This window comes from Luteimonas sp. S4-F44 (assembly GCF_022637415.1).
GTDB lineage: Bacteria > Pseudomonadota > Gammaproteobacteria > Xanthomonadales > Xanthomonadaceae > Luteimonas.
The window spans coordinates 1638473-1659765 of the sequence record NZ_CP093340.1; the positions used below are offsets into that span (position 1 = coordinate 1638473).

Below are 21293 nucleotides of genomic sequence, written 5' to 3' on the forward strand. Positions count from 1 at the left end.
CGGCTTCAGTCGATGAACTGCAGCTTGGCCAGCTCCGCGTAGAGCCCGCCCTGGGCCAGCAACTCGGCATGCGTGCCCTGGGCAACGATCCGCCCGCGGTCGAGCACGACGATGCGATCGGCCTTGAGGATCGTCGCCAGTCGATGCGCGATGACCAGCGTGGTACGGCCCTGCATCAGGCGCGCGAGCGCGTGCTGGACCGCGTGCTCGCTCTGGGCGTCGAGCGCCGAGGTCGCCTCGTCGAGCAGCAGGATCGGCGCATCGCGCAACAGCGCGCGGGCGATCGCGATCCGCTGTTGCTGGCCGCCGGACAGCCGCGCGCCGCGCTCGCCCAACTGGGCGTCGTACCCGTCCGGCAGGTCGACGATGAACTCGTGTGCCTCGGCCGCGCGCGCCGCGGCCTCGACCTCGGCGTCGGTTGCGTCGAGCCGGCCATAGCGGATGTTGTCGCGGGCACTGGCGGCGAAGATCGTCGGGTGCTGCGGGACCATCGCGATCAGCTCGCGCAGCGCGGAAGGATCGAGCGTGCGCAGGTCCGCGCCGTCGATCGACAGCGCGCCGGTCTCCGGGTCGTGGAAGCGCAGCAGCAGCGACAGCACCGTGCTCTTGCCCGCGCCGGACGGACCCACGAGCGCCACCGTCTCGCCCGGCGCGACGTGCAGCGTGAAGCCATCCAGCGCCGCGGTGTCGGGCCGGCTCGGGTAATGGAAGGTGACCCCGTCGAAGCGCAGCGCGCCGCGCGCAGGCTGGGCCACCGCGGCAGGCGTGGCGGGTGCGCGGATCGACGGCGATTCGTCGAGCAACTCGGAGATCCGGCCCATGCCGCCGGCTGCGCGCTGCAGGTCGTTCCAGACCTCGGCCAGCGCACCGACCGAGCCGGCGCCGAACAGCGCGTAGAGCACGAACTGGCCCAGCGTGCCGGCGCTCATCCGCCCGGCCACGACGTCGTGCGCGCCCGACCACAACACCACGGTGACCGCACCGAAGATCAGCGTGATCGCGATCGCGGTGATGATCGCCTGCAAGCCGATGCGCCGCCGTGCGGTCGCGACCGAGGTGCGCACGGCGTCGCCGAAACGGCCGCGCTCATAGGGCTCGCGCGCGTGCGCCTGCACGGTGCGGATCGCGCCCAGCGTCTCGTTGGCCAACGCGTTCGCATCGGCGATGCGGTCCTGGCTCTGCCGCGAGACCTTCTCCAGCTTGCGCCCGCCCAGCACCAGCGGCAGCACGAACAGAGGAATGCCCACCAGCGTGTAGGCCGCCAGGCGCGGACTGGTGACCACCAGCATCGTCAGGCTGCCCAGTACCATCACCACGCTGCGCAGCGCGACCGACATGGTCGTGCCGACGACCGAGCGCAGCAGCTCGGTGTCGGCACTCAGGCGCGAGACCAGGTCACCACTGCGGTTCTGCTCGAAGAAGGCCTGGTCCAGGTCCAGCAGGTGCCCGTAGAAACGGTTGCGCAGATCGGCGACGACGCGCTCGCCGAGCAGCGAGACGAAAAAGAACCGCGCCGCAGTCGCCAAGGCCAGCGCCACAGCGACGACCAGCAGCAAGGCGAATGCGGTGTCGATCTGATCGCCGCCGGTGAAACCGTGGTCGATCATGCGCCGCACCGCCAGCGGCAGGCTCAGCGTCGCCAGCGACGAGGCCGCCAGCGCGATCAACCAAGCGACGAACAGCCCGCGTTGACGCATGACGAACGGCCACAGGGTTTTCAGTGCACCGATGCGCACCTTCGGTTTGCCGGGCTCAGCCACGGTGGATCGGGATTGGAAGGCCATCAGGCATTGTCGTCGATGCGGATACGGTTTCGGGTGGCATCGCGCAGCCGGGTTTTCAAGTCGGCGACACGATCCAGGGGTAATTCGACACGCAGCAGCGCGCCGTCGGCGTCGAAACGCTCGTCGAGCTTGTGCGCGGCGGCGGCCGGCAGCGCGGCATGCAGTGCGCCCAGGGTATCGAAGGGCGCACGCACCTGCAGAATGCAGGTGTCGATCAGCGGCATGCGTGCCGCGGTCCGCAGGCACTCGGCCGCGCAGCCGCCGTAAGCGCGGACCAGACCGCCGGCACCGAGCTTGATGCCACCGAACCAGCGCACGACGACCACGACCACCCGGTCGAACCCCTGGCCGTCGATCGCGGCCAGGATCGGGCGTCCGGCGGTGCCGGCCGGTTCGCCGTCGTCGCTGGAGCGGTATTGGTCGCCCAGTCGCCAGGCCCAGCAGTTGTGGGTGGCATCAGGCACGGTCATCTGCTGCAGGAACGCCGCCGCATCGTCGGCGACGGCGATCGGCGCGGCGTGGGCGACAAAGCGGCTGTGTTTGACCTCAAGGACATGGCTGGCGGTCGCGGCCAGGGTGTCGAGCGGCATCGCGATCTTAGTCCAGTAACGCGCGCAGGTCGGGCGGCAGTTCGGCTTGCGGATGGCGGCGATGGAACTCGGCCAGGCTTGCACGGGCGGCGCCGATGTCGCCGGCATCGAGCAACTCGCGCACGCGCGCCAGCCAGGCCTCGCGCACCTCCGGCGCGTCGGCCGACGCCGGCGGCTGGTCGTCGTCGGGCAGGTCGTCGATGATCGCCATGGCCTGGGGCTGGGCCCGCGCGGTCGCCGGACGGACCGTCGACGCCCGGTCGGCTTCGGCGGCCGCCTCGTGTTGCATCGACGCCGGCTCCGCGGTCGTCACGCGGTTGCCATAGGCCGTGGCGGCGGATTCGGACTCGCGCGGCGGGCCCCAGCCCGCCGTCTGGGGTGCGTCCGGCATGGGCAGGCCGGAGACGGGCGCCTCCGCCGTGCGGCCAACGGCGGGCGCCTCGACGGCGGCCGAGGCCTGCGGCGATTGCGGCGCGTCCTGGGTGGGCGTCGCCTCGGGCGCGTGCCTCGGCGCCGGCGCCCGTGCCGCGGCAGGGGACGGTGCGTCGTGGGCCACCGCCGGCGCAGTGTCCTGCATGCCCTCCGTGTGCTCGGCCCAGGCGGTGTGCGGCGCTTCGGGCACCGGCCGCAGTTGCCACGCCACACCAACGGCGACCGCCAGCGAAGCGGCCGCACCGAATGCCACCGGCCAGCGGCGGCGACGGCGCTGGGTCGTCTGTACGGGCGTCGCAGGGGCCGCGGCGTAGGCCGGCCCGGTCGCGTCCTGCGCCGCGTGGCGCGCGGCGGCCAGGATCGCGGCATCGACCGCCGGAGACGGTGCGGTCGGACCCGAGGCCAGCCGGTCGGCCAGCCACTGTTCCTCGGGCGTCAGCGGTTCGCGGTCGGGGCTGTTCATGAGGTCAACGTCGCGCGCAGTTTGTCCATCGCGTAGCGCAGCCGCGATTTCACCGTTTCGCGGCCGACACCGGTGATCTGGCCGATCTCTTCGAGCGTGAGCTCGTGTTCGAGCCGCAGCAGCACGACTTCGCGCTGCTCGTCGGGCAGCGCATCGAGTGCGAGCTGCAAGCCGCGCCGCTGCTCGAACTGCGACAACTGCCGCTCCGGATCGTCCGGGTCGACGATGCGCGCCGTCCGCAGGTCGGCGTCTTCGGGCGGTGGCGGGCGATGCTGCGCCGCGCGCCAGTGGTCGGCCAGGCGATTGTGGGCGATGCGGTAGAGCCAAGTGGCGAACAGCGCATCGGGTCGCCAGCCTTCGCGCGCCGCGATGACCCGCTGCCAGACATCCTGGAAGATCTCCTCGGCCAATGCGGGGTTGCGCACCTGGCGCACCAGGAAGCGGTAGAGCTTGTCGCGGTGGCGCCGATACAGGGTCTCGAATGCCGCCACGTCGCCCGCGGTCCACGCCAGCATCAGGGCGTCGTCGCCGGGGGGCTCCTGCTGGCTGGCGACATCGTGCATGCGTCGCAGAGTACGTGGCGCGACGCCGGGCGTGAAGCCCGCAGGTGCCGTGCGACAGGGGCGGGCGAGGGCGGCCATGCCCTGGACAACGCGCGGACGCGGCCGATGGGGTTGCGTGCGCGGCAATGGACGCGCTTTTGGGTATGCTGCCGCGGGATCTGAATCGTCGAGCACCGTGCCTGCCTGCCATCGCATGAACGCGGCCGCTGCCGCCGACGACGTCGAAGCGCCGCTCCGTGCCGTCATCGCGACGGCGCCTGCGGGTGCGGCGGTGGCGGTGACGTGGGCATCGCGCGCGTCCGGCAGCGGTGTGCTGACCTCCGACCATGCGCCCGACGACCTGACCACGCTGGCCGAGGCGACCCTGCGCACCGGCACCGAGGGCGATACGACGGCGCCGGCGGGCCTGCGGCGTCACGCCCGCGCGCTGACGCAGGACGACGACCGGCTCGCGATCGCGATCCAGGTCGATACTGGGAATGACGCCACCGCCGCGGCCTGGTTGCCCGCGGCCCTGTACGGCGTGGCCGGGGCGCTGGCCGTGGCCCGCGCCGAGTGCCGGCTCGAATCGATGCGCCGCGCCGAGCGGTTGCAGCAGGCGCTCTACGAGATCGCCGAGCTGGCCAGTTCCACACTGGACATGGACGAGGTGTTGGCGCGCATCCATGCCGTCGTCGGCCGGCTGACCACGGCCGAGAACTTCTACATCGTGCTCTACGACGACCTGCGCGAGACGCTGCGCTTCCTGTACTTCGTCGATGAACGCGATCCCTGGCAGGCCGACCCGCAGCAGGAGTTGTCCATCGCGCAGATGCCCGACAGCCTGACCACGGTGCTGCTGCGCGAGGGCCAGCCGATGCTGGGCCCGTCGGCCGCCCTGCGCGCGCAATACGGCCTCCCAGACAGCGACACGCTGCACGGCCCCGACAGTGCCGACTGGTTGGGCGTGCCGCTGCGCCGCGACGGGCGCATCTGCGGGGCGCTTGTGGTGCAGAGCTACGACCAGCCGGACCGCTACCGCGACGAGGATCGGGCGCTGCTGGAGTTCGTCGCCCAGCACATCCTGACCGCGCTCGACCGCAAGCGCGCCCAGGGCGAGCTCGAGCGTCGGGTGGCCTCGCGCACGCAGGAACTCCAGACCGCCAACCGTGGGCTGCAGGCGCAGATCGCCGAGCGCGAACGCGCCGGCACCTTGCAGCGTGCGCTGTACCGGATCAGCGAGCTGTCGGCCGCGCCCGGCAGTCTGGAACGGTTCTACGCGGACCTGCACGCGATCGTCGGCGAACTGCTGTACGCGCGCAATTTCTACATCGCCATGCTCAGCCCCGACGGCACCCGGTTGGAGTTTCCGTACTCGATCGACGAGCGCGATGCGGTCCGCCGGGCGCGGCCGCGTGGCGATGGTTTGACCGAGTACGTGATCGCGACCGGCGCGCCATTGCGGGCCATGCATGAGGACATCCGGCGGCTGGAGGCGGCAGGCGCGCTGCACAGCCACGGCACCCAGGCGCAGTGCTGGCTGGGGGTGCCGCTGGTCCGCGACGGTCGCCCGGTCGGAGTGATCGTCGTGCAGAGCTACGACCCGCAGATCGCGTTCTCGCCCAACGACCAGGCGCTGCTGACATTCGTCGCCCATCACATCGACAGCGCGATGGACCGCAAGCGCGCCCAGGAGCAGCTCAAGGCCGCACACACGGAACTCGAGTTCCGCGTCGAGGCGCGCACCCGCGAGCTGGAGCGGGCCAACCGCGAGTTGCGCGCGCAGATCGGCGAGCGCATCCGCGCCCAGCAGCGCCTGGTCCATCAGGCGCGCCACGATCCGTTGACCGGATTGCCCAATCGCGTGCAACTGCTCGAACGCCTGGATGCCGCGCTGTCGCCGCTGCGCGAGGGCGGGCGGGCGGCGTTCGCGGTGCTGTTCCTCGACCTGGACCGCTTCAAGCTCGTCAACGACAGCGTCGGCCATGCGGCCGGTGACGCGATGCTGGTCGAGATCGCCCAGCGCATCACCGCCTGGCTGGGGCCCGACGACATCGCCGCGCGACTGGGCGGCGACGAGTTCGCGATCCTGCTCGGCGGCGTCGACGATCCAGCGATCGCAGACCGCCGGGCGAGTGCGTTGCTGGCGGCCCTGGCCAAGCCGGTCTGGGTGGCCGGTCGCGAGTTGTTCCCGTCGGCGAGCATCGGCATTGCGATGTCCCATCCCGAGTACGTGGACGGCGACGGGGTGCTGCGCGACGCGGATGCGGCGATGTACCGGGCCAAAGCCTGCGGCCGCGACCGCAGCGAGCGCTTCGACGAGGCGATGCGGGCCGAGGCCATGCGCCTGCTGGACCTGGAGGCCGACCTGCGCCGGGCGATTCTGCAGGACGCGTTCGAGCCGCACTTCCAGCCGATCGTGCGTCTGGCCGATGGCGCGGTCGTCGGCCACGAGGCCTTGCTGCGCTGGCGGCACGAAGTGCACGGGCTGCTGTCGCCAGCCGAGTTCATTGGCGTCGGCGAGGACAGCGGGCTGATCGAGCAGGTCGACTGGCTGATGTACCGCCAGGTCTTCCGACACATGGCGGTCGATGGCGGTACCGGCTACGTCTCGATCAACGTCTCGCCGCGGCACTTCCGCTCGGAGAACTTCGTCGAGCGGCTGTTGCGGTTGATCGACGAGGCCGGCGCCGACCCGCGCCGGCTGCGGATCGAGATCACCGAGGTCGCGCTGCTCGACGATGCGCCGCGTGCGCTGCGCATGCTCAACGTTCTGCGCAGTCATGGCGTGCTGGCGCTGCTCGACGACTTCGGGACCGGGTTCTCGGCGTTGTCGTATCTGCACCGCTTCCCGATCCAGGCGCTGAAGATCGACCAGAGCTTCGTGCTCGGGCTGGGTGGGGAGATGCATGCCGAAAGTCTGGCGCTGGTACGCGCGATCCTGGCGCTGGCGGCAACCTTGGGCATCGACACCATCGCCGAAGGCATCGAGACCGCGCAGCAGCGCGATCTGCTCGCGGGCCTGGGCTGCCAGTATGGCCAGGGTTTCCTGTACGGACGTCCGGTCGCCGAACGCGCGACCGGCACCGGCTGAGCCGGCCTGGCGACGCGCTCAGCGCGCGCGTCGCAGCCAGTCCAGCGCGCCCTGCGTGGCGCGCCGGCCGCTGGCAAAGCACGCGGTGAGCAGATAGCCGCCGGTCGGCGCTTCCCAGTCGATCATCTCGCCGGCGACGAACGTGCCCGGCAACGCGCGCAGCATCAGCGCGTCGTCGAGTGCTTCGAAGCGGACGCCACCGGCGCTGGAGATGGCCTCGGCCAGCGGGCGCGGTGCGCGCAGGATCAGCGGCAGCCGCTTGATCGTCGCGGCCACGCGCGCAGCATCGTCGAGCGCATCGCGATCGAGCCGTTCGAACAGCAGCGCGGTCTTGGCGGCGTCCAGTCCGGTCGCCCGGCGCAGGTGCTCGCCGATGCTGCGGCGCCCGCGCGGGCGTTCGAGATCGCGCTGCAGGCGTGCAGCATCGCGCCCCGGCGCGAGGTCGAGCTCGAGCAGGGCGTGGCCATCGCGCGCGATGGTGTCGCGCAGCACGCCCGAGATCGCGTAGACCGCGCTGCCTTCGATGCCGGTCGCCGTGAGCACGCACTCGCCCTGCAAAGCCTGTGGCGTGCCGTTGGCCGCACGCCAGTGCAGGACCACCGGCTTGAGCGGCGCACCGGCATGGCGCTGCGCCAGATGGGCGCTCCAGCCGATGTCGAACCCGCAATTGGCCGGCACCAGCGGCGCGACCTCGATGCCGCGTGCCGCGAGCAGGGCCTGCCAGGCGCCGTCGGAGCCGAGTTCGGGCCAACTGCCGCCGCCCAGCGCCAACAGCACGGCATCGGCCGCATGCGCATGCGGTCCCTGCGGCGTCGCGAAGCTCAGGCGATCGTCGGCATCCCAGCCGGTCCAGCGATGCTGGACATGGAAGCGCACGCCGTCCTCGCGCAACTGGCGCACCCAACCACGCAACAAGGGGGCCGCTTTGAGATCTTCCGGGAACACCCGGCCGGAGCTGCCGATGAAGGTCGGCACCCCGCGCGCCTTCGCCCAATCGCGCAGCGCCTGCGCATCGAAGACGTCGAGCCAACGCCCGACCGCGCCCGCGCGTGCGCCATAGCGGGCGTCGAACCCCGGCCGCGGTTCGGAGTGGGTCAGATTCAGCCCGCCCTTGCCGGCGATCAGGAACTTGCGTCCGACCGAGCCTTTGGCATCGAACAGGTCGACCTCCACGCCGGCGGCGCGGGCGACTTCTGCTGCAAACAGACCCGCTGGGCCGCCGCCGACGATCGCCAGGCGGGAGGGGGCAGGGGGGCGGGGCGCATCGGACATCGCACCATTATGCCGGCCGGCGTCACTCATCCCCCAGCCACACGGGCATTGCTACGCTCCTGGTAGACGTTGCGAACAGCAGGAGTCGGCCATGGCGACCGGATGGGCAGGCGACGGTGCGGTGCAGGATCAGATCGATGCGACCGTCAAGGACGCGATCGAGCGCGCGCGCAGTCAACTGCGTCGTGGTCCGGGCTTGACCCATTGCGAGGAATGCGACGCGCCGATCCCCGAAGCGCGTCGCATTGCCGTGCCCGGCGTGCGGCTGTGCGTCGAGTGCCAGGCGCAGCATGACGAGGACCGCGCATCGGCCGGCTACAACCGCCGTGGCAGCAAGGACAGCCAGTTGCGCTGAGCGCGATACCTCGTGCGCCGCGCTTGCGGCGAGCCGCCCGCGATCGCTACCGTGGGCGGCCTTCACGTCAGGAACGCCCCATGATCCAGCGCATCGACGCCGGCCCGCGCATGTCCGAGGCCAGCATCCACAACGGCATCGTCTACTGCGCGGGGCAGGTGCCCGAGACCGCCGGCGCCGACATCGGCGTCCAGACCCGCGAAGTGCTCGAAGCGATCGACATGCTGCTGGCGCAGGCCGGCAGCGACAAGACCCGCATCCTGCAGGCGCAGATCTATCTGGCCGACATCAGCGATTTTGCCGGCATGAACGTCGAATGGGACCGCTGGGTGGTCCCCGGCCAGGCGCCGTCGCGTGCGACGGTCGAGGCGCGGCTGGCCGACCCGGGCTGGCGGATCGAGATCGTCGTCTCGGCCGTCGTCGGCTGACGCCCGACGCAGCGGGAGAAAATCGGAGTCAGAAGAACCGGGGTCGGAGTGCAAATTCACCTCGCGAAATCGCACTCCGACCCCGGTTTTCGCGGTTTACGTCCGGCGCGCCGGCTCACACGTCGAGCGGATCGCCCCGCTTGGCGCCCACGCCCCTGGGCTCGGGCAGCGCACCGCCGCGCCAACGTCGCAGCGCCCGCTGGAAAAACAGGCTGTTGGGCACCTGCAGCACGGTGCCCGCGCCGTCGCCGTCGTCGGTCTCTCGCAAGGTCGTGTAGACCAGATTGATGTCCACGACCTGGCCGCGCAGGCCGGGCTTCTCTCCGTTCTCCAGCAGCTCGACGTGGTCGTAGAGCCGGAACGGCCGCGTGGTCAGGATCAGCATCGTGCAGAAGATGTTCGACAGCACGCTCCAGGCCGCGAAGAACGCCACTGCGCCCACCGCCGCAAAACCCGTGAATGCAGTCCACAGCACCGTGCCCGACACGCCCATGCGCTCGAGTGCGAGCAGCAACGCGGCCGCGTAGATCAGGAAGGTCATGACCCGGCGTGCGCCCATCACCGCCTCGGGCGGCAGCGTGTAGCGGCGTCCGAGGCGGTCGAGCAGACGCCGCCCAAGCAGGCGCAGCAACCAGGCCGCGAGCAGGATCAGCAGGATCTGGCCGCCCGGCACGACGATGTCGAGCCACTCATGCAGCCAGGGGGGAAGACGATCGGTCAAGCGCACACCCACTTCGCACAGGGCGCCCGCGGCGCCGTCGTGGGAATTCTACGCGCGCCATCGTTGGGCCGTGGCGCGCGCGAAGCGTGGCATCGGGCCACGGTTGCCGATCGTGAATTCGGCATGCCGGGCGATGGACATCGGCATGTGATGCGACGCATGCGTTGGACACGAAAAAGCCGGCACTGGGCCGGCTTGTCCGATACTGCTGGTGGGCGGTGCAGGGTTCGAACCTGCGACCCTTGCCGTGTGAAGGCAATGCTCTACCGCTGAGCTAACCGCCCGAAACGCTGCCGCCAGGACTGAGAACGTCGCCGTTCCGCCGTCCGTATCGCCGGGGCCGCAAGGCGGCCGGTGCGATCGGGACGCGCATTCTACGGTCGAATCGACGCGCCGACAAGCTGTGCGTGCAGGCGTGTCGCGAACGCCGTCCCCGCGCTCAGAACCGCTCCGACAGCACGCGGCGGATCTCGGCCTCGATCGGGCCGCGCATGGCCGAGAGCAGGAAGCCCAGCTTGGCGGTCACGTGCAGGCTGTCGGGCAGCAGGGCGATCGCGCCGTCGACGCCGGAGCGGTTGAAGTTGAGCGTGTCGCCGCTCCACGCGTACTTCATGTCGAAACGCTCGGCCAGCAGGCGCGCGACGTCTTCGACCGCGCTGCGTGCCTGCGCCTGCGGCAGGGAGTGGGGATGGGTGATGTCGATACCGGACATGTCGGTCGCTTTGTCTGGATTGGGCGCTCATTCTGCGGCGCCGCGGCGCATCGACCAAGTGACGGATGCGGCGCGCGGCGCGGCTCGTGCTAGATTTCCGCCGCATGACTGCGCTCAAGCTGCGTTTTCCCGGCTCCTCGACCGATGATCTGCCCCTCGATGCGGGCGAGCTCGGGCTGGGCCTGCGCGCCGACGGCGCCGGGCTCGGCCCGGTGGCGACCGATGCGGCCTGCGTGCGCGTGTGCGTCGACCGCCGCGGCGTGTGGCTGACGGTCGGCGAGAACGCCGGCGGCGTCCACGTCAACGGACGCCGCATCCAGCGCGTGGCGATGCTGCGCACCGGCGATGCGATCTTCGTAGAGGGGCACGAGCTGCGTCTGCTTCCCGAGCAGACGCCCGCGCCGCCGTCCGCGGAGGACCTGCCGCATGGCGATGCGGCCGATCCCGATCCGCGCATGGTGCTGCGCGGCCTGGGCGGCCGCTACCACGGGCGCTGCTTCACGCTCGACCGCGCGCGCCTGATCGGTCGCCAGTCCGATGCCGACATCCGGATCGACGATCCGGGCTTCGCCGATCGTCATGCGCGCCTGGAGCGGGTGGGCGAGCGGGTGCGGCTGATCGACCTGGGCTCGGCGGAGGGCAGCGTGGTCAATGGCCAGACGGTGCGCGACGCGCTGTTGCAGCCCGGCGACCAGATCGTGTTCGACGCCCACCATCGCTTCGTCGTCGAAGCGCCGGCCCGCGGCGGTATGGTCACGTTCGGCCATGGCTCGGCGGACGCGTTCGACGATGCGGCCGATCCATTCGATGTCCCGTCGACCGGGCGCCTGCGCTTGCCCTGGCTGTTGCTGGCGGCGGTGCTGATGGCCGCGGCGCTGGGCGCACTGTTCCAGTTCGGCGCCAGCTGAGCTGGCACGCTTTTTTTGAAGGAGCGATCGCTATGTTTGCCTTCAGCATCTGGCACCTGATCATCCTGCTGCTCCTGGTCGTGATCTTCGCCGGCGTGGTCGGGGTCGTCGTCTGGGCGATCGTGCGCAGCCAACGCAGGCCGCCCCTGGCGCTCAACGAGGGGCTGGTGGCGCAGGTGGCCGCGCTCGACCGCCTGCACCGCGAAGGCGCGATCGATGCGGACGAACATGCGCGCCGCCGCGCCGCCTTGCTGTCGGGCCGCTGACGGCTGCGGCGGCGGGTGATCGTCAGCGCACCGCGGCGCGTCGTCGCGCCAGCGCTTTCCATATCCGCCACCCCAACAGCAGGGCCAGCAGTCCGGCATAGAGCGCCGGCTCGCGCCAGTCCGATTTCACGATCCACCAGAAGTGCAGCACCGCCAGTGCCGCGATCAGGTAGACCAGGCGGTGCAGCCGGCCCCAGTTACGGCCCAGCCGGCGCATCCAGCCGAGCGTCGAGGTCACCGCCAAAGGCACCAGCAGCAGCCAGGCAAGAAAGCCCACGGTGATGTAGGGCCGGCGCGCGATCTCGGTGGCGACCTGCGACAGGTCGCCCAGCAGGTCCAGCGCCAGCCAGGCGGCGAAATGCAGGCTGGCGTAGACAAAGGCGTACAGCCCGAGCATCCGCCGAAAGCGCAGCGGCGCGGTCCATCCGCTAAGCTGGCGCAATGGCGTGATCGCCAGCGTGATCAGCAGCAGGCGCAGGGCGCCGATGCCCAGTTCGTGCTCGATCGCCACCACAGGCTCGGCCCCGAGCGCGTCGATGTTGCCGCCGCCGAGCACACCCCATACGCGCCAGCCGAGCCAGACCAGCGGCGCAAGCGCTAAGGCGTGCACCAGTGCCTTGCCGGCGATGATGCCGGTCGGCGTCGCGCGGCGCTTGGGCACGCGCGACGGGCTCAATACCACTTGCGCAGATCCATGCCGGCGTAGAGCGAGGCGACCTGGTCGGCGTAGCCGTTGAATGGACGGGTGTCGATGCGGTTGGCGAGCAATCGGTTGGTGCCGGCGATCCGGCGCTCGGTCTTCTGGCTCCAGCGCGGGTGGTCGACCGCCGGATTGACGTTGCTGAAGAAGCCATACTCCGACGGCTGCAGGTCGTTCCACGCGGTGCTGGGCATGCGCTCGACGAAGCGGATCTGCACGATCGACTTGATGCTCTTGAAGCCGTACTTCCACGGCACGACCAGCCGCAGCGGCGCGCCGTTCTGTTGCGGCAAGGCCTTGCCGTACAGGCCGGTCGCCAGGAACGCGAGCGGGTGCATGGCCTCGTCGATGCGCAGGCCCTCGCGGTACGGCCAGCGGATCGAACGAAAGCGCAGGCCCGGCATCTGCTCGCGGTCGGCCAGCGTGGTGAAGGCCACGTACTTGGCCTTGGCGGTGGGCTCGAACCGGCGCAGCACCGCGGCCAGCGGCACGCCGGTCCACGGGATCACCATTGACCAGCCTTCCACGCAGCGCAGGCGATAGATGCGTTCTTCGCTGGTGATGCCGCGCAGCAGGTCTTCGAGCGCGATGTGCCCGGGCTTGGCGCATTCGCCAGCCACCTCCACGCTCCAGGGCGTCGTGCGCAGGGTCTTGGCCGCGCGCGAGGGGTCGGCCTTGCCGGTGCCGAACTCGTAGAAGTTGTTGTACGAGGTGATGTCCTCGTAGCGGGTCAGCGGCTCGTCGGTGCGAAAACCGCTGCGCGCCTGTGCGGGGGTGACCGGGGCGGTGCTGGGCGGCGGCGGTTCGGCCTCCGCGCAGCCGGCCAGGCCCAGCGCCGGGGTCGCGGCCAGCAAGGCGAGCAGGCGACGACGGTCGCGATAGACCGCCTCGTCGGTGATCTTGGATTCGGGAATCCGCAAGGCGTCGCGCAATGACATCGCTGGCTCCTGGCGCGTGCGCGCCGCAAGTAGGGCAACGCGGAATACGTTGCCATCGCAACCATTGGCCGCGCGTCAAGGCTGCTGCACTGCGGCATACTTGCCAGCCTGCGAACGAGCGGAGTCGAGCGATGGCGCGAGCCTACAACTTTGCCCCTGGACCTGCGGCATTGCCTGAAAGCGTGCTGAAACAGGCCCAGGCCGACATGCTGGAATGGGGCGATGCCGGCGCCTCGATTGTCGAGATGAGCCACCGCGGGCCGGAGTTCATGGCCGTGGCCACGCGCGCCGAGGCCGATCTGCGGACGCTGCTCGCGGTGCCCGACGATTACGCGGTGCTGTTCCTGCAGGGCGGGGCGACCACCCAGCAGGCGCTGATCGCGCTGAACTTTGCGGCGCCCGGCGATACCGTCGACTACGTCGTGACCGGCCATTGGGGACGCACGGCGCTGCGCCAGCTCACCCCGGCGGTTGCGGTCAACGTCGCCGCCAGCGGCGAGGCCGATGGCTTTCGCACGATCCCGGCGCGCGAGACCTGGCGCCTGACCCCGGGCGCGGCCTATGTGCACATCACCGCCAACGAGACCATCCACGGCGTCGAGTTCCGGCCGGCCTGGGGCGCGCCCGCGCCCGATACCGGCGATGTCCCGTTGTTCGCCGATTTCAGCTCCAGCATCGCGTCCGAGCCGATCGACATCACCCGCTACGGCCTGATCTATGCCGGCGCCCAGAAGAACCTGGGCCCGGTCGGCATCTCGGTCGTCATCGTGCGGCGCGACCTGCTCGGGCGTGCCGGCCAGCCGCGCGCCGACATCTTCAACTACGCCTCGCACCTGGCCAACGACTCGATGCTCAATACCCCGCCGACCTGGAACTGGTACCTGGCCGGACTGGTGTTCCGCTGGATGCTCGACCAGGGCGGCACCGCCGAGTTCGACCGCCGCAGCGACGAGAAGGCCGGACTGCTGTATGCCGCCATTGACAGCTCGGGTGGCTTCTACCGCAACGATGTCGCGCACAACGTGCGTTCGCGCATGAACGTGCCGTTCTTCCTGGCCGACCCCGCACTTGACGCCGACTTCCTGGCCGGCGCGCGCGAGGCCGGGCTGATCGGGCTCAAGGGCCACCGGGTGCTCGGCGGCATGCGCGCGTCGATCTACAACGCGATGCCGGTCGATGGTGTCCGCGCGCTCGTCGCCTACATGCAGGATTTCCAGCAGCGGCGGGGATGAGCGGCCCGCTATCCCGATGCCGTCCGGCATCGACAGTGACCCGCGAATGCCCGGCGATGGATCGCCGGATGTGGCCAGAGCGCACGATATTGCGGCGTCACGGACGGCGTCGGTGTGTCGGCGCCAGTGTTGTGCGACCGTAACCCAGCATCGATTCTGAGAGACCATTGATGGCCGCCAAGCCGAAGAAAACAGCCGCCGACAAAGCCGCACCGCCGCCCGACCTGGCCGCAGTGCGCGCGCAGATCGACGGCATCGACCACCAGATCCAGACGCTGATCGCCGAACGTGCGCAGTTCGCGCGCCAGGTCGGCAAGGCCAAGGGCAAGCTCGCCGCCGCAGTCGACTACTACCGGCCCGAGCGCGAGGCCCAGGTGCTGCGCCGCGTGGTCGACCGCAATGACGGCCCGCTGTCGGACACCGAACTGGTGCGCCTGTTCCGCGAGATCATGTCGGCGTGCCTGGCCCAGCAGGAGCCGCTGAAGATCGGCTACCTCGGCCCGGAAGGCACGTTCTCCCAGCAGGCGGTGCACAAACAGTTCGGTCATTCGGCGATGGGCCTGCCGCTGGCGAGCATCGAAGAGGTGTTTGACGAAGTCGCCGCCGGCCACGCTGATTTCGGTGTGGTGCCGGTCGAAAACTCCGGGCAGGGCACGATTCAGTCCACGCTCGACCTGTTCCTGACCTCGCCGCTGCGCATCTGCGGCGAGGTCGAGCTGCGCGTGCACCAGTACCTGCTTTCGCGCACCGGCCGGCTCGACGAGATCGAGCGGGTGTATTCGCATGGGCTGTCGCTGGCGCAGTGCAAGGGCTGGCTGCGCCAGAACCTGCCGCAGGCAGAGAAGCACGCGGTGGTCAGCAACGCCGAGGGCGTGCGCCGGGCGCAGAAATCCGACGATGCCGCCGCCATTGCCGGCGAGAACGCCGCACACGTCTACGGTATGAAGGTCATCGCCGGGCCGATCGAGGACCGCAGCGACAACACCACGCGCTTTCTGGTCATTGGCCGCGGCGCGTTCCCGCCGTCGGGCAATGACCGCACCTCGCTGATGGTCTTCATCCGCGACCAACCCGGCGCGCTCTACCGCATCCTCGAGCCGCTGGCGCGGCGCGGCATCAGCATGAACCGGATCGAATCCCGGCCCGCGCACGGCGCGCTGTGGCAGTACGCCTTCTTCATCGACGTCGCCGGCCATGTCGACGAATCCCCACTCAAGGACGCACTGGGCGAGATCGACGCCTTCGCCGGCGATGTTCGTGTACTGGGGTCTTACCCTGTGGCCGTGCCATGAGCGCCGCACGCTGGAGCGCCACCGCCGGCGCGCCGCTGCGCGGCGAACTCGACGTGCCGGGCGACAAGTCGGTCTCGCACCGGGCGATCATGCTCGCCTCGCTGGCCGATGGCACCTCGCGCATCACCGGCTTTCTCGAAGGCGAAGACGCTCGTGCCACCGAGGCGATCTTCCGCCGTCTCGGCGTGTCCATCGAGACCCTTGCCGGGGGCGAGCGTGTCGTCCATGGCGTCGGCATCGATGGTCTGCACGCCGCCGACGGCCCGCTCGACTGCGGCAATGCCGGCACCGGCATGCGCCTGCTGGCCGGCTTGCTCGCCGGTCAGGCCTTCGACAGCGAGCTGGTCGGCGATGCGTCGCTGTCCAAGCGGCCGATGCGGCGGGTCACCGAGCCCTTGGCGCGTATGGGCGCGCGCATCGACACCGGTGAGGGCGGCGTGCCGCCACTGCGCGTGCACGGCGGCCAGCGCCTAGCCGGCATCGAGTACGAGAACGCGCTGGCCAGCGCGCAAGTCAAGTCGGCGCTGCTGCTCGCTGGCCTGTATGCCGACGGCGAGACCGTGATCCACGAGCCGCGGCCCACCCGCGACTACACCGAGCGCATGCTCGCCGCGTTCGGCTGGCCGATCGACTTCTCGCCGGGGCTGGCGCGGCTATCGGGCGGGCATCGCCTGCGCGCAACCGATGTGCACGTGCCGGCTGACTTCTCGTCGGCGGCCTTCTTCCTGGTGGCGGCGTCGATCGTGCCCGGCTCGGACCTGTTGTTGCGCCGGGTCGGCATGAACCCGCGCCGCACCGGCCTGCTACACGTGCTGCGGCTGATGGGCGCGGACATCGAGGCCTCGAACGCCGGCGAACAGGGCGGCGAGCCGGTCGCCGACCTTCGCGTGCGCCACGCACCGCTGCGCGGCATCGATGTGCCGGAGGTCCACGTGCCGGACATGATCGACGAGTTCCCGGCGCTGTTCGTCGCCGCCGCCTGCGCCGACGGGCCGACCCGCGTGACCGGCGCCGCCGAGCTCCGGGTCAAGGAGTCGGACCGCATCGCGGTGATGGCCACCGGACTGCGCACGCTGGGTATCGCGATCGACGAGGCGCCCGATGGCGCGACGATTCCCGGCAGCGCCGGGGCAGGGGCGGTGTTCGGCGGCGGTGAGGTCGAGAGTCACGGCGACCATCGCATCGCGATGGCATTTGCGGTGGCCGCCCAGCGGGCGGACGGCGACGTCGCGATCTGCGATACCGCCAACGTCGCGACTTCGTTCCCCGGTTTCGTGCCGCTGGCGCGCGGGGCCGGGTTCGGCCTGCAGGGCGACTGAGGGCTCGGCGGCGTTCCGTCGACTCGCAGGGTCACGCCTGCAGTTTCAGATCCGCTGCAGCGCCACACCCAGCCGCGTTCGCAATGCTGACGTTGAAGCCTGCTCCCCATGACGGGGAGCAGGCCGAGGACATTGACGTATCGACGCGCTCAGTTGCGCGCGGTCGTGCCCGGCTGGTCTTCGAGGGTGAAGTCGACCGGGACCCGCACTGAACTCGCCTCAGGTTTGCCGTTGCGGATCGCCGGCTCGAAGGTCCAGTTCCGCGCCGCTTCCATCGCGGCGCGATCGAGATCGCGCGAGCGGCTGCGCTGCTCGACGCTGATATCGGTCGGCTTACCGGCGGCGTCCACCTGCACGAGCAATGTGACCGAACCTTCCTCGCGATTGCGCAGGGCCGCGGCCGGATAGTCGGGGCGCGGCTGGTTCACCACGCGGGCCGGACGATCCGCGGGCGCGGTCGACGCAGACGGGCGAGGGGTCCGTTCGGGCGTCCGCGCCGGCTCGCGCTCGGCCGGCGGTGTGACGCCATCGCCGATCGTCGGCGGCGGCGGCGGCAGCGGCTCGCTCTGCGGTATGTCGCGCTTGCTCAGGAAGTACCAGCCCAGTGCCACCAGCGCCACCAGCAGCAGGATCCAGATCAGCGGGCTGGAGCCCTTGCGCGGCGGCTCGGGGGGCGGGGCGGCCGGAGGGGGGACATCGTCGGGACGCCGCATCGGATCGCTCATCGTCGTAGCTCCACGCCGGAAGATGCGCCGAGCCTCCCACTGCCGATGTGGAGACTTTGTCAGCGCCGGCCGGGGCTCAGGAATCGTCTGTCGGGGAGAACGCGATGGGTACGCGCACCTCGCCGGGGACTGGCTGGCCGGCGCGCATCGCTGGTTCGAAGCGCCAGCGCCGCACCGCGCTGACAGCGGCGCGGTCCAGGCGCGTGTGCCCGCTGCCTGCGATCACATCGATGCCCGCCACGCGACCATCGGCGCCCACCTGCACCCGCAGCATCACATCGCCGCTCTCGCCCCGTCGCAGCGATGCGCGGGGATAGCGCGGTTGCGGCGTGGACAGCGGCCGCGGCGTGCTGTCGACGGCCTGCGCGGTCGTCTCCGGTGGCGGTGTTGCCGGCGCCGGCTCCGGTCCGCTCGCGACCGGTGGCGCGATCATGGCGGGGGCGCCTTGCGGCGCGTCTTCCGCAGGGCCGAAGCGCCCGCTGGCTCCATCCACGCTGGCCGGCAGCGGGGCGGGCAACGGCGTGGCCGCTCGATCCGACGCGTCCGGCGGACCGCTGATCGCGATGTCTCCGCCCGGGTTGCGCGTGTCGCGCTGCTGCCACCACAGCCCTGCGAACAGCAGGCCGCCCAGCGCGCAGGCCGCCGCGATCATCAGCCACGCGCGGCGGGTCGGCAGCCACTGCCGAAACGCATGGCGGGGGCGCGAGGCGGGCGAGGGTGCGGACACGGCGGGCTCCAGCGGGCAGGGCGCCCGATTCTGTCATACGTCCGCCGCGCGGCCGTCGCTTCGGCGCATCGCCGATCCGGGCGATAATGCCGCTCCCGCTTTCGATGACGACGCCCCGATGCTCGATCCCAGCCTGCTGCGCCAACACCTCGCCGACACCGCCGCGCGCCTGCGCGACAGCCGCGGGTACGACCTGCCGGTGTCGCGCATCGAATCGTTGGAGGCCGAGCGCAAGCAGATCCAGGTCCGCACCCAGGAGCTGCAGAACCTGCGCAACACGCGCAGCAAGGCGATCGGCCAGGCCAAGGCGCGCGGCGAGGACGTCGCCCCGCTGCTGGCCGAGGTCGCCGACTTCGGCGACGAACTCAAGGCCAGCGAGTCCCGCCTGGACGGCATCAAGGCCGAACTCGAAGCGCTGACCCTGAGCGTGCCGAATCTGCCCGACGCCAGCGTGCCGGTGGGGCGCGATGAGGCCGACAATGTCGAGCAGGCGCGCTGGGGCACGCCGCGCAGCTTCGACTTCCCGGTCCGCGATCACGTCGAGCTCGGTGCCCGCGACGGCTGGCTCGATGCCGAAGCCGCCGCCAAGCTCAGCGGCGCCCGCTTTACGGTGCTGCGCGGCCAACTCGCGCGCCTGCACCGCGCGCTCTCCCAGTTCATGCTCGACCTGCACACCGGCGAACACGGCTACGAGGAAACCAGCGTGCCGGTGATCGTCAACGCCGACAGCCTCTACGGCACCGGGCAGCTGCCCAAGTTCGAGGAAGACATGTTCGCCACCGCGCTGGGCGAGCAGACGCGCTATCTGATCTCCACCTCCGAGATCGCGCTGACCAACCTGGTCCGCGACGAGATCGTCGAGGCCGAGCGGCTGCCGCTTCGCATGAGTGCGCATTCGCTGTGCTTCCGGTCCGAGGCCGGCAGCCATGGCCGCGACACCCGCGGCATGATCCGCCAGCACCAGTTCGAGAAGGTGGAAATGGTCTCGGTGGTGCGCCCGGCCGACAGCGACGCCGAACTCGAGCGCATGACCCGGTGCGCCGAGACCGTGCTCGAGCGCCTCGGGCTGCCGTACCGCCGCATGCTGCTGTGCAGTGGCGACATGGGCTTCGCGGCGCGCCGGACCTACGACCTCGAAGTCTGGCTGCCTTCGCAGCAGACCTATCGCGAGATCTCATCGTGCTCGAACTGCGGCGACTTCCAGGCCCGGCGCATGCAGGCGCGCTGGCGCAATCCCGAGACCGGCAAGCCGGAACTCGTGCACACCCTCAACGGTTCGGGCCTGGCGGTGGGCCGCACGCTGATCGCGGTCATGGAGAACTTCCAGAACGCCGACGGCACGATCGAGGTCCCCGAGGTGCTGCATCCGTACATGGGCGGCATCACCCGCCTGGGCTGACCGGCCCGGCGCTGGGGGCGCCGTCACTGCATCGCTGCGATGAACCGCCGGGAAGCCGCCCGGCGGAATTCGTTGTGGAAATAGGATGGAAGTGGTCCAATATCGCCTATTGTCCTGATAGCAAGGCGGCTTCCCATGCAGGATCTCAATGATCTCTACTACTTCGCCATGGTGGTCGAACATGGCGGCTTCGCCGCGGCCGAGCGGGCGCTCGGGATCCCGAAGTCCCGGCTGAGCCGGCGCATCAGCCAGCTGGAAACCGAACTGGGCGTGCGCCTGCTGCAGCGCTCGACCCGCCGGTTCGCCGTCACCGACGTCGGCCAGAGCGTGTTCCGCCATGCGCAATCGATGTTGGCCGAGGCCACCGCCGCGCGCGAGGTCGTCGACCGGCTCAGCGCCGAGCCGCGTGGGCTGGTGCGCGTGAGCGTGCCGGTGAGCATCGCCCAGCAATCGATTCCGAAGATGTTGCCCGAGTTCCTGGCCCGTTATCCGCAGGTACGCGTGCAGTTGCACGTCAGCAACCGCCGCGTGGACGTCATCAACGAGGGCTTCGACGTTGCCGTGCGCGTGCGCGCCAAGCTCGACGACGACGGCAGCCTGGTCATGCGCAGCTTCGGCCAGATCCAGGAACTGCTGGTCGCCAGCCCCGGCTATCTCGATCGCATGGGCCGCCCCAAAGACCCGGACGAACTCGGCCAGCACACCACGATGAGCATGGGCGAGGACGAGGTGAAGCAGCGTTGGGACCTGCAGGCCGCCGACGGCACCACCCGCCGCGTGGAACTCAAGCCGCGCGTCGCCGGTTTCGACTTCCCGATGCTGATGGCGCTGGCCAAGCAGGGCCTGGGCATCACGATGCTGCCCGAGACCCTGTGCGCCGAAGCCGTGCGCAATGGCGAACTGGAGGTCGTGCTGCCCGACTGGCACCTGCCCCAGGGCATCGCCCACGCCGTGTTCGCCTCGCGTCGCGGCCTGCTGCCCGCGGTCCGGGTGTTCATCGACTTCCTGGCCGAGAAGCTGCCCCCGCTGATCGAAGCCTCGAGCCTGGATTGCCGTAACTGTGACGGCAAGGCCCGCGATAGCGCACCGACGTCCGTGTCCCGCATCGCACAGGGCGCCGCGCGTGCGACAATGTCCTGAGCCAGCGCCCGGACCTGAAGTCCTCGTGCTGACCCGCACATGCCACGCAAAGCGCGGTGTCATGTCGGGGGTTGCATTGAAACGGAGAGATGGCCGAGTGGTTTAAGGCAGCGGTCTTGATCCGGAGGCCTTAGGCCGGAGGAAACATCGACCGCAGGTCGATGGTCAAACCGCCGGCACCGCGCGAAGCGCGGTGTAGTGTGGGAAGCGCAGTAACAACGGAGAGATGGCCGAGTGGTTTAAGGCAGCGGTCT

General features: G+C 70.3%; 20 protein-coding genes, 1 tRNA gene and 1 pseudogene. 10 read left to right on the plus strand and 12 right to left on the minus strand.

The genetic code is table 11. From position 1 onward, the window contains the following. Positions 1–5: 5 nt before the first annotated feature. Genes MNO14_RS07395 through MNO14_RS07410 form a run of 4 tightly spaced genes read right to left on the minus strand, consistent with a single transcriptional unit; the run spans position 6 to position 3832 of the window. Positions 6–1784, minus strand: coding sequence for an ABC transporter transmembrane domain-containing protein (locus tag MNO14_RS07395; protein ID WP_241946045.1), 1779 nt, complete (start codon positions 1782–1784; stop codon positions 6–8). After that, a complete protein-coding gene (locus MNO14_RS07400) occupies positions 1784–2374 on the minus strand; it encodes a YigZ family protein (protein ID WP_241946046.1) in 591 nt (196 codons plus the stop codon). Before MNO14_RS07400 ends, MNO14_RS07395 begins: the two co-directional genes overlap by 1 nt. A gap of 7 nt (positions 2375–2381) precedes the next feature. Then, positions 2382–3269 (minus strand): hypothetical protein, encoded by an 888-nt coding sequence (locus MNO14_RS07405; protein WP_241946047.1) that lies wholly within the window; start codon positions 3267–3269, stop codon positions 2382–2384. After that, positions 3266–3832 (minus strand): RNA polymerase sigma factor, encoded by a 567-nt coding sequence (locus MNO14_RS07410; RefSeq protein WP_241946048.1) that lies wholly within the window; start codon positions 3830–3832, stop codon positions 3266–3268. The genes MNO14_RS07405 and MNO14_RS07410 overlap by 4 nt, the downstream gene beginning before the upstream one ends. 193 nt (positions 3833–4025) lie before the next feature. On the opposite strand from MNO14_RS07410, the gene MNO14_RS07415 reads away from it, so the two are divergent. After that, entirely contained in the window at positions 4026–6905 is a 2880-nt protein-coding gene (locus tag MNO14_RS07415; protein WP_241946049.1) for a GGDEF and EAL domain-containing protein, read from the plus strand. Positions 6906–6923: 18 nt separating this feature from the next. On the opposite strand, the gene MNO14_RS07420 is transcribed toward MNO14_RS07415, so the two are convergent. Continuing rightward, positions 6924–8177 (minus strand): TIGR03862 family flavoprotein, encoded by a 1254-nt coding sequence (locus MNO14_RS07420; protein ID WP_241946050.1) that lies wholly within the window; start codon positions 8175–8177, stop codon positions 6924–6926. A 91-nt stretch (positions 8178–8268) separates the two neighbouring features. Between MNO14_RS07420 and MNO14_RS07425 the strand changes: the two genes are divergently transcribed. Both MNO14_RS07425 and MNO14_RS07430 read left to right on the plus strand, forming a co-directional pair. Beyond that, entirely contained in the window at positions 8269–8532 is a 264-nt protein-coding gene (locus MNO14_RS07425; protein ID WP_241946051.1) for a DksA/TraR family C4-type zinc finger protein, read from the plus strand. A gap of 80 nt (positions 8533–8612) precedes the next feature. Then, positions 8613–8960, plus strand: a complete 348-nt coding sequence (locus MNO14_RS07430; RefSeq protein WP_241946052.1) for a RidA family protein — start codon at positions 8613–8615, stop codon at positions 8958–8960. A gap of 115 nt (positions 8961–9075) precedes the next feature. Here the strand turns inward: MNO14_RS07430 and MNO14_RS07435 are convergent, their stop codons facing one another. From MNO14_RS07435 to MNO14_RS07445, 3 genes are all read right to left on the minus strand, one after another. Next, positions 9076–9693, minus strand: a complete 618-nt coding sequence (locus tag MNO14_RS07435; protein WP_241946053.1) for a mechanosensitive ion channel family protein — start codon at positions 9691–9693, stop codon at positions 9076–9078. Positions 9694–9890: 197 nt separating this feature from the next. Next, positions 9891–9965 (minus strand) — tRNA-Val (locus tag MNO14_RS07440). Positions 9966–10120: 155 nt separating this feature from the next. Beyond that, positions 10121–10393 (minus strand): polyhydroxyalkanoic acid system family protein, encoded by a 273-nt coding sequence (locus tag MNO14_RS07445; RefSeq protein WP_241946054.1) that lies wholly within the window; start codon positions 10391–10393, stop codon positions 10121–10123. Between the two features lie 104 nt (positions 10394–10497). Between MNO14_RS07445 and MNO14_RS07450 the strand changes: the two genes are divergently transcribed. Together MNO14_RS07450 and MNO14_RS07455 are read left to right on the plus strand one after the other, a co-directional pair. Further along, positions 10498–11301: an FHA domain-containing protein gene (locus tag MNO14_RS07450; protein WP_241946055.1), complete on the plus strand. Its 804-nt coding sequence runs from the start codon at positions 10498–10500 to the stop codon at positions 11299–11301. Between the two features lie 32 nt (positions 11302–11333). Continuing rightward, positions 11334–11567, plus strand: a complete 234-nt coding sequence (locus MNO14_RS07455) for a hypothetical protein (protein ID WP_241946056.1) — start codon at positions 11334–11336, stop codon at positions 11565–11567. A gap of 22 nt (positions 11568–11589) precedes the next feature. On the opposite strand, the gene MNO14_RS07460 is transcribed toward MNO14_RS07455, so the two are convergent. Together MNO14_RS07460 and msrP are read right to left on the minus strand one after the other, a co-directional pair. Next, entirely contained in the window at positions 11590–12198 is a 609-nt protein-coding gene (locus MNO14_RS07460) for a protein-methionine-sulfoxide reductase heme-binding subunit MsrQ (RefSeq protein ID WP_241946295.1), read from the minus strand. A gap of 41 nt (positions 12199–12239) precedes the next feature. Next, on the minus strand, positions 12240–13205 hold the full coding sequence (gene msrP / locus MNO14_RS07465; RefSeq protein ID WP_241946057.1) for a protein-methionine-sulfoxide reductase catalytic subunit MsrP: 966 nt from the start codon (positions 13203–13205) through the stop codon (positions 12240–12242). A 131-nt stretch (positions 13206–13336) separates the two neighbouring features. On the opposite strand from msrP, the gene serC reads away from it, so the two are divergent. The 3 genes from serC to aroA all read left to right on the plus strand — a co-directional run bounded on the left by serC (position 13337) and on the right by aroA (position 17048). Beyond that, positions 13337–14437, plus strand: a complete 1101-nt coding sequence (gene serC, locus MNO14_RS07470) for a phosphoserine transaminase (RefSeq protein WP_241946058.1) — start codon at positions 13337–13339, stop codon at positions 14435–14437. Between the two features lie 170 nt (positions 14438–14607). After that, a complete protein-coding gene (gene pheA / locus MNO14_RS07475; protein WP_241946059.1) occupies positions 14608–15729 on the plus strand; it encodes a prephenate dehydratase in 1122 nt (373 codons plus the stop codon). Then, entirely contained in the window at positions 15726–17048 is a 1323-nt protein-coding gene (gene aroA, locus MNO14_RS07480; RefSeq protein ID WP_241946060.1) for a 3-phosphoshikimate 1-carboxyvinyltransferase, read from the plus strand. The genes pheA and aroA overlap by 4 nt, the downstream gene beginning before the upstream one ends. 149 nt (positions 17049–17197) lie before the next feature. Here the strand turns inward: aroA and MNO14_RS07485 are convergent, their stop codons facing one another. Beyond that, complete coding sequence (locus MNO14_RS07485; RefSeq protein ID WP_241946061.1) at positions 17198–17773, minus strand: energy transducer TonB; 576 nt, start codon at positions 17771–17773, stop codon at positions 17198–17200. A gap of 76 nt (positions 17774–17849) precedes the next feature. Further along, positions 17850–18500, minus strand: coding sequence for an energy transducer TonB (locus MNO14_RS07490; RefSeq protein ID WP_241946062.1), 651 nt, complete (start codon positions 18498–18500; stop codon positions 17850–17852). Positions 18501–18618: 118 nt separating this feature from the next. Here MNO14_RS07490 and serS point away from each other — a divergent pair, with 118 nt between their 5' ends. Next, the gene (serS, locus tag MNO14_RS07495; protein WP_241946063.1) at positions 18619–19899 is read left to right on the plus strand and encodes a serine--tRNA ligase; all 1281 of its coding nucleotides are present in this window, start codon (positions 18619–18621) and stop codon (positions 19897–19899) included. Between the two features lie 135 nt (positions 19900–20034). Beyond that, a pseudogene (locus MNO14_RS07500) lies at positions 20035–20961 on the plus strand (LysR family transcriptional regulator); the annotation flags it as partial. Positions 20962–21293 lie beyond the last annotated feature (332 nt).

Excerpts from the sequence above, each read along its gene's own strand:
- MNO14_RS07395 (WP_241946045.1), bottom strand. The coding sequence starts at position 1,784 with ATGGCCTTCCAATCCCGATCCACCGTGGCTGAGCCCGGCAAACCGAAG.
- MNO14_RS07400 (WP_241946046.1), bottom strand. The coding sequence starts at position 2,374 with ATGCCGCTCGACACCCTGGCCGCGACCGCCAGCCATGTCCTTGAGGTC.
- MNO14_RS07405 (WP_241946047.1), bottom strand. The coding sequence starts at position 3,269 with ATGAACAGCCCCGACCGCGAACCGCTGACGCCCGAGGAACAGTGGCTG.
- MNO14_RS07410 (WP_241946048.1), bottom strand. The coding sequence starts at position 3,832 with ATGCACGATGTCGCCAGCCAGCAGGAGCCCCCCGGCGACGACGCCCTG.
- MNO14_RS07415 (WP_241946049.1), top strand. The coding sequence starts at position 4,026 with ATGAACGCGGCCGCTGCCGCCGACGACGTCGAAGCGCCGCTCCGTGCC.
- MNO14_RS07420 (WP_241946050.1), bottom strand. The coding sequence starts at position 8,177 with ATGTCCGATGCGCCCCGCCCCCCTGCCCCCTCCCGCCTGGCGATCGTC.
- MNO14_RS07425 (WP_241946051.1), top strand. The coding sequence starts at position 8,269 with ATGGCGACCGGATGGGCAGGCGACGGTGCGGTGCAGGATCAGATCGAT.
- MNO14_RS07430 (WP_241946052.1), top strand. The coding sequence starts at position 8,613 with ATGATCCAGCGCATCGACGCCGGCCCGCGCATGTCCGAGGCCAGCATC.
- MNO14_RS07445 (WP_241946054.1), bottom strand. The coding sequence starts at position 10,393 with ATGTCCGGTATCGACATCACCCATCCCCACTCCCTGCCGCAGGCGCAG.
- MNO14_RS07450 (WP_241946055.1), top strand. The coding sequence starts at position 10,498 with ATGACTGCGCTCAAGCTGCGTTTTCCCGGCTCCTCGACCGATGATCTG.
- MNO14_RS07455 (WP_241946056.1), top strand. The coding sequence starts at position 11,334 with ATGTTTGCCTTCAGCATCTGGCACCTGATCATCCTGCTGCTCCTGGTC.
- msrP (WP_241946057.1), bottom strand. The coding sequence starts at position 13,205 with ATGTCATTGCGCGACGCCTTGCGGATTCCCGAATCCAAGATCACCGAC.
- serC (WP_241946058.1), top strand. The coding sequence starts at position 13,337 with ATGGCGCGAGCCTACAACTTTGCCCCTGGACCTGCGGCATTGCCTGAA.
- pheA (WP_241946059.1), top strand. The coding sequence starts at position 14,608 with ATGGCCGCCAAGCCGAAGAAAACAGCCGCCGACAAAGCCGCACCGCCG.
- aroA (WP_241946060.1), top strand. The coding sequence starts at position 15,726 with ATGAGCGCCGCACGCTGGAGCGCCACCGCCGGCGCGCCGCTGCGCGGC.
- MNO14_RS07485 (WP_241946061.1), bottom strand. The coding sequence starts at position 17,773 with ATGAGCGATCCGATGCGGCGTCCCGACGATGTCCCCCCTCCGGCCGCC.
- serS (WP_241946063.1), top strand. The coding sequence starts at position 18,619 with ATGCTCGATCCCAGCCTGCTGCGCCAACACCTCGCCGACACCGCCGCG.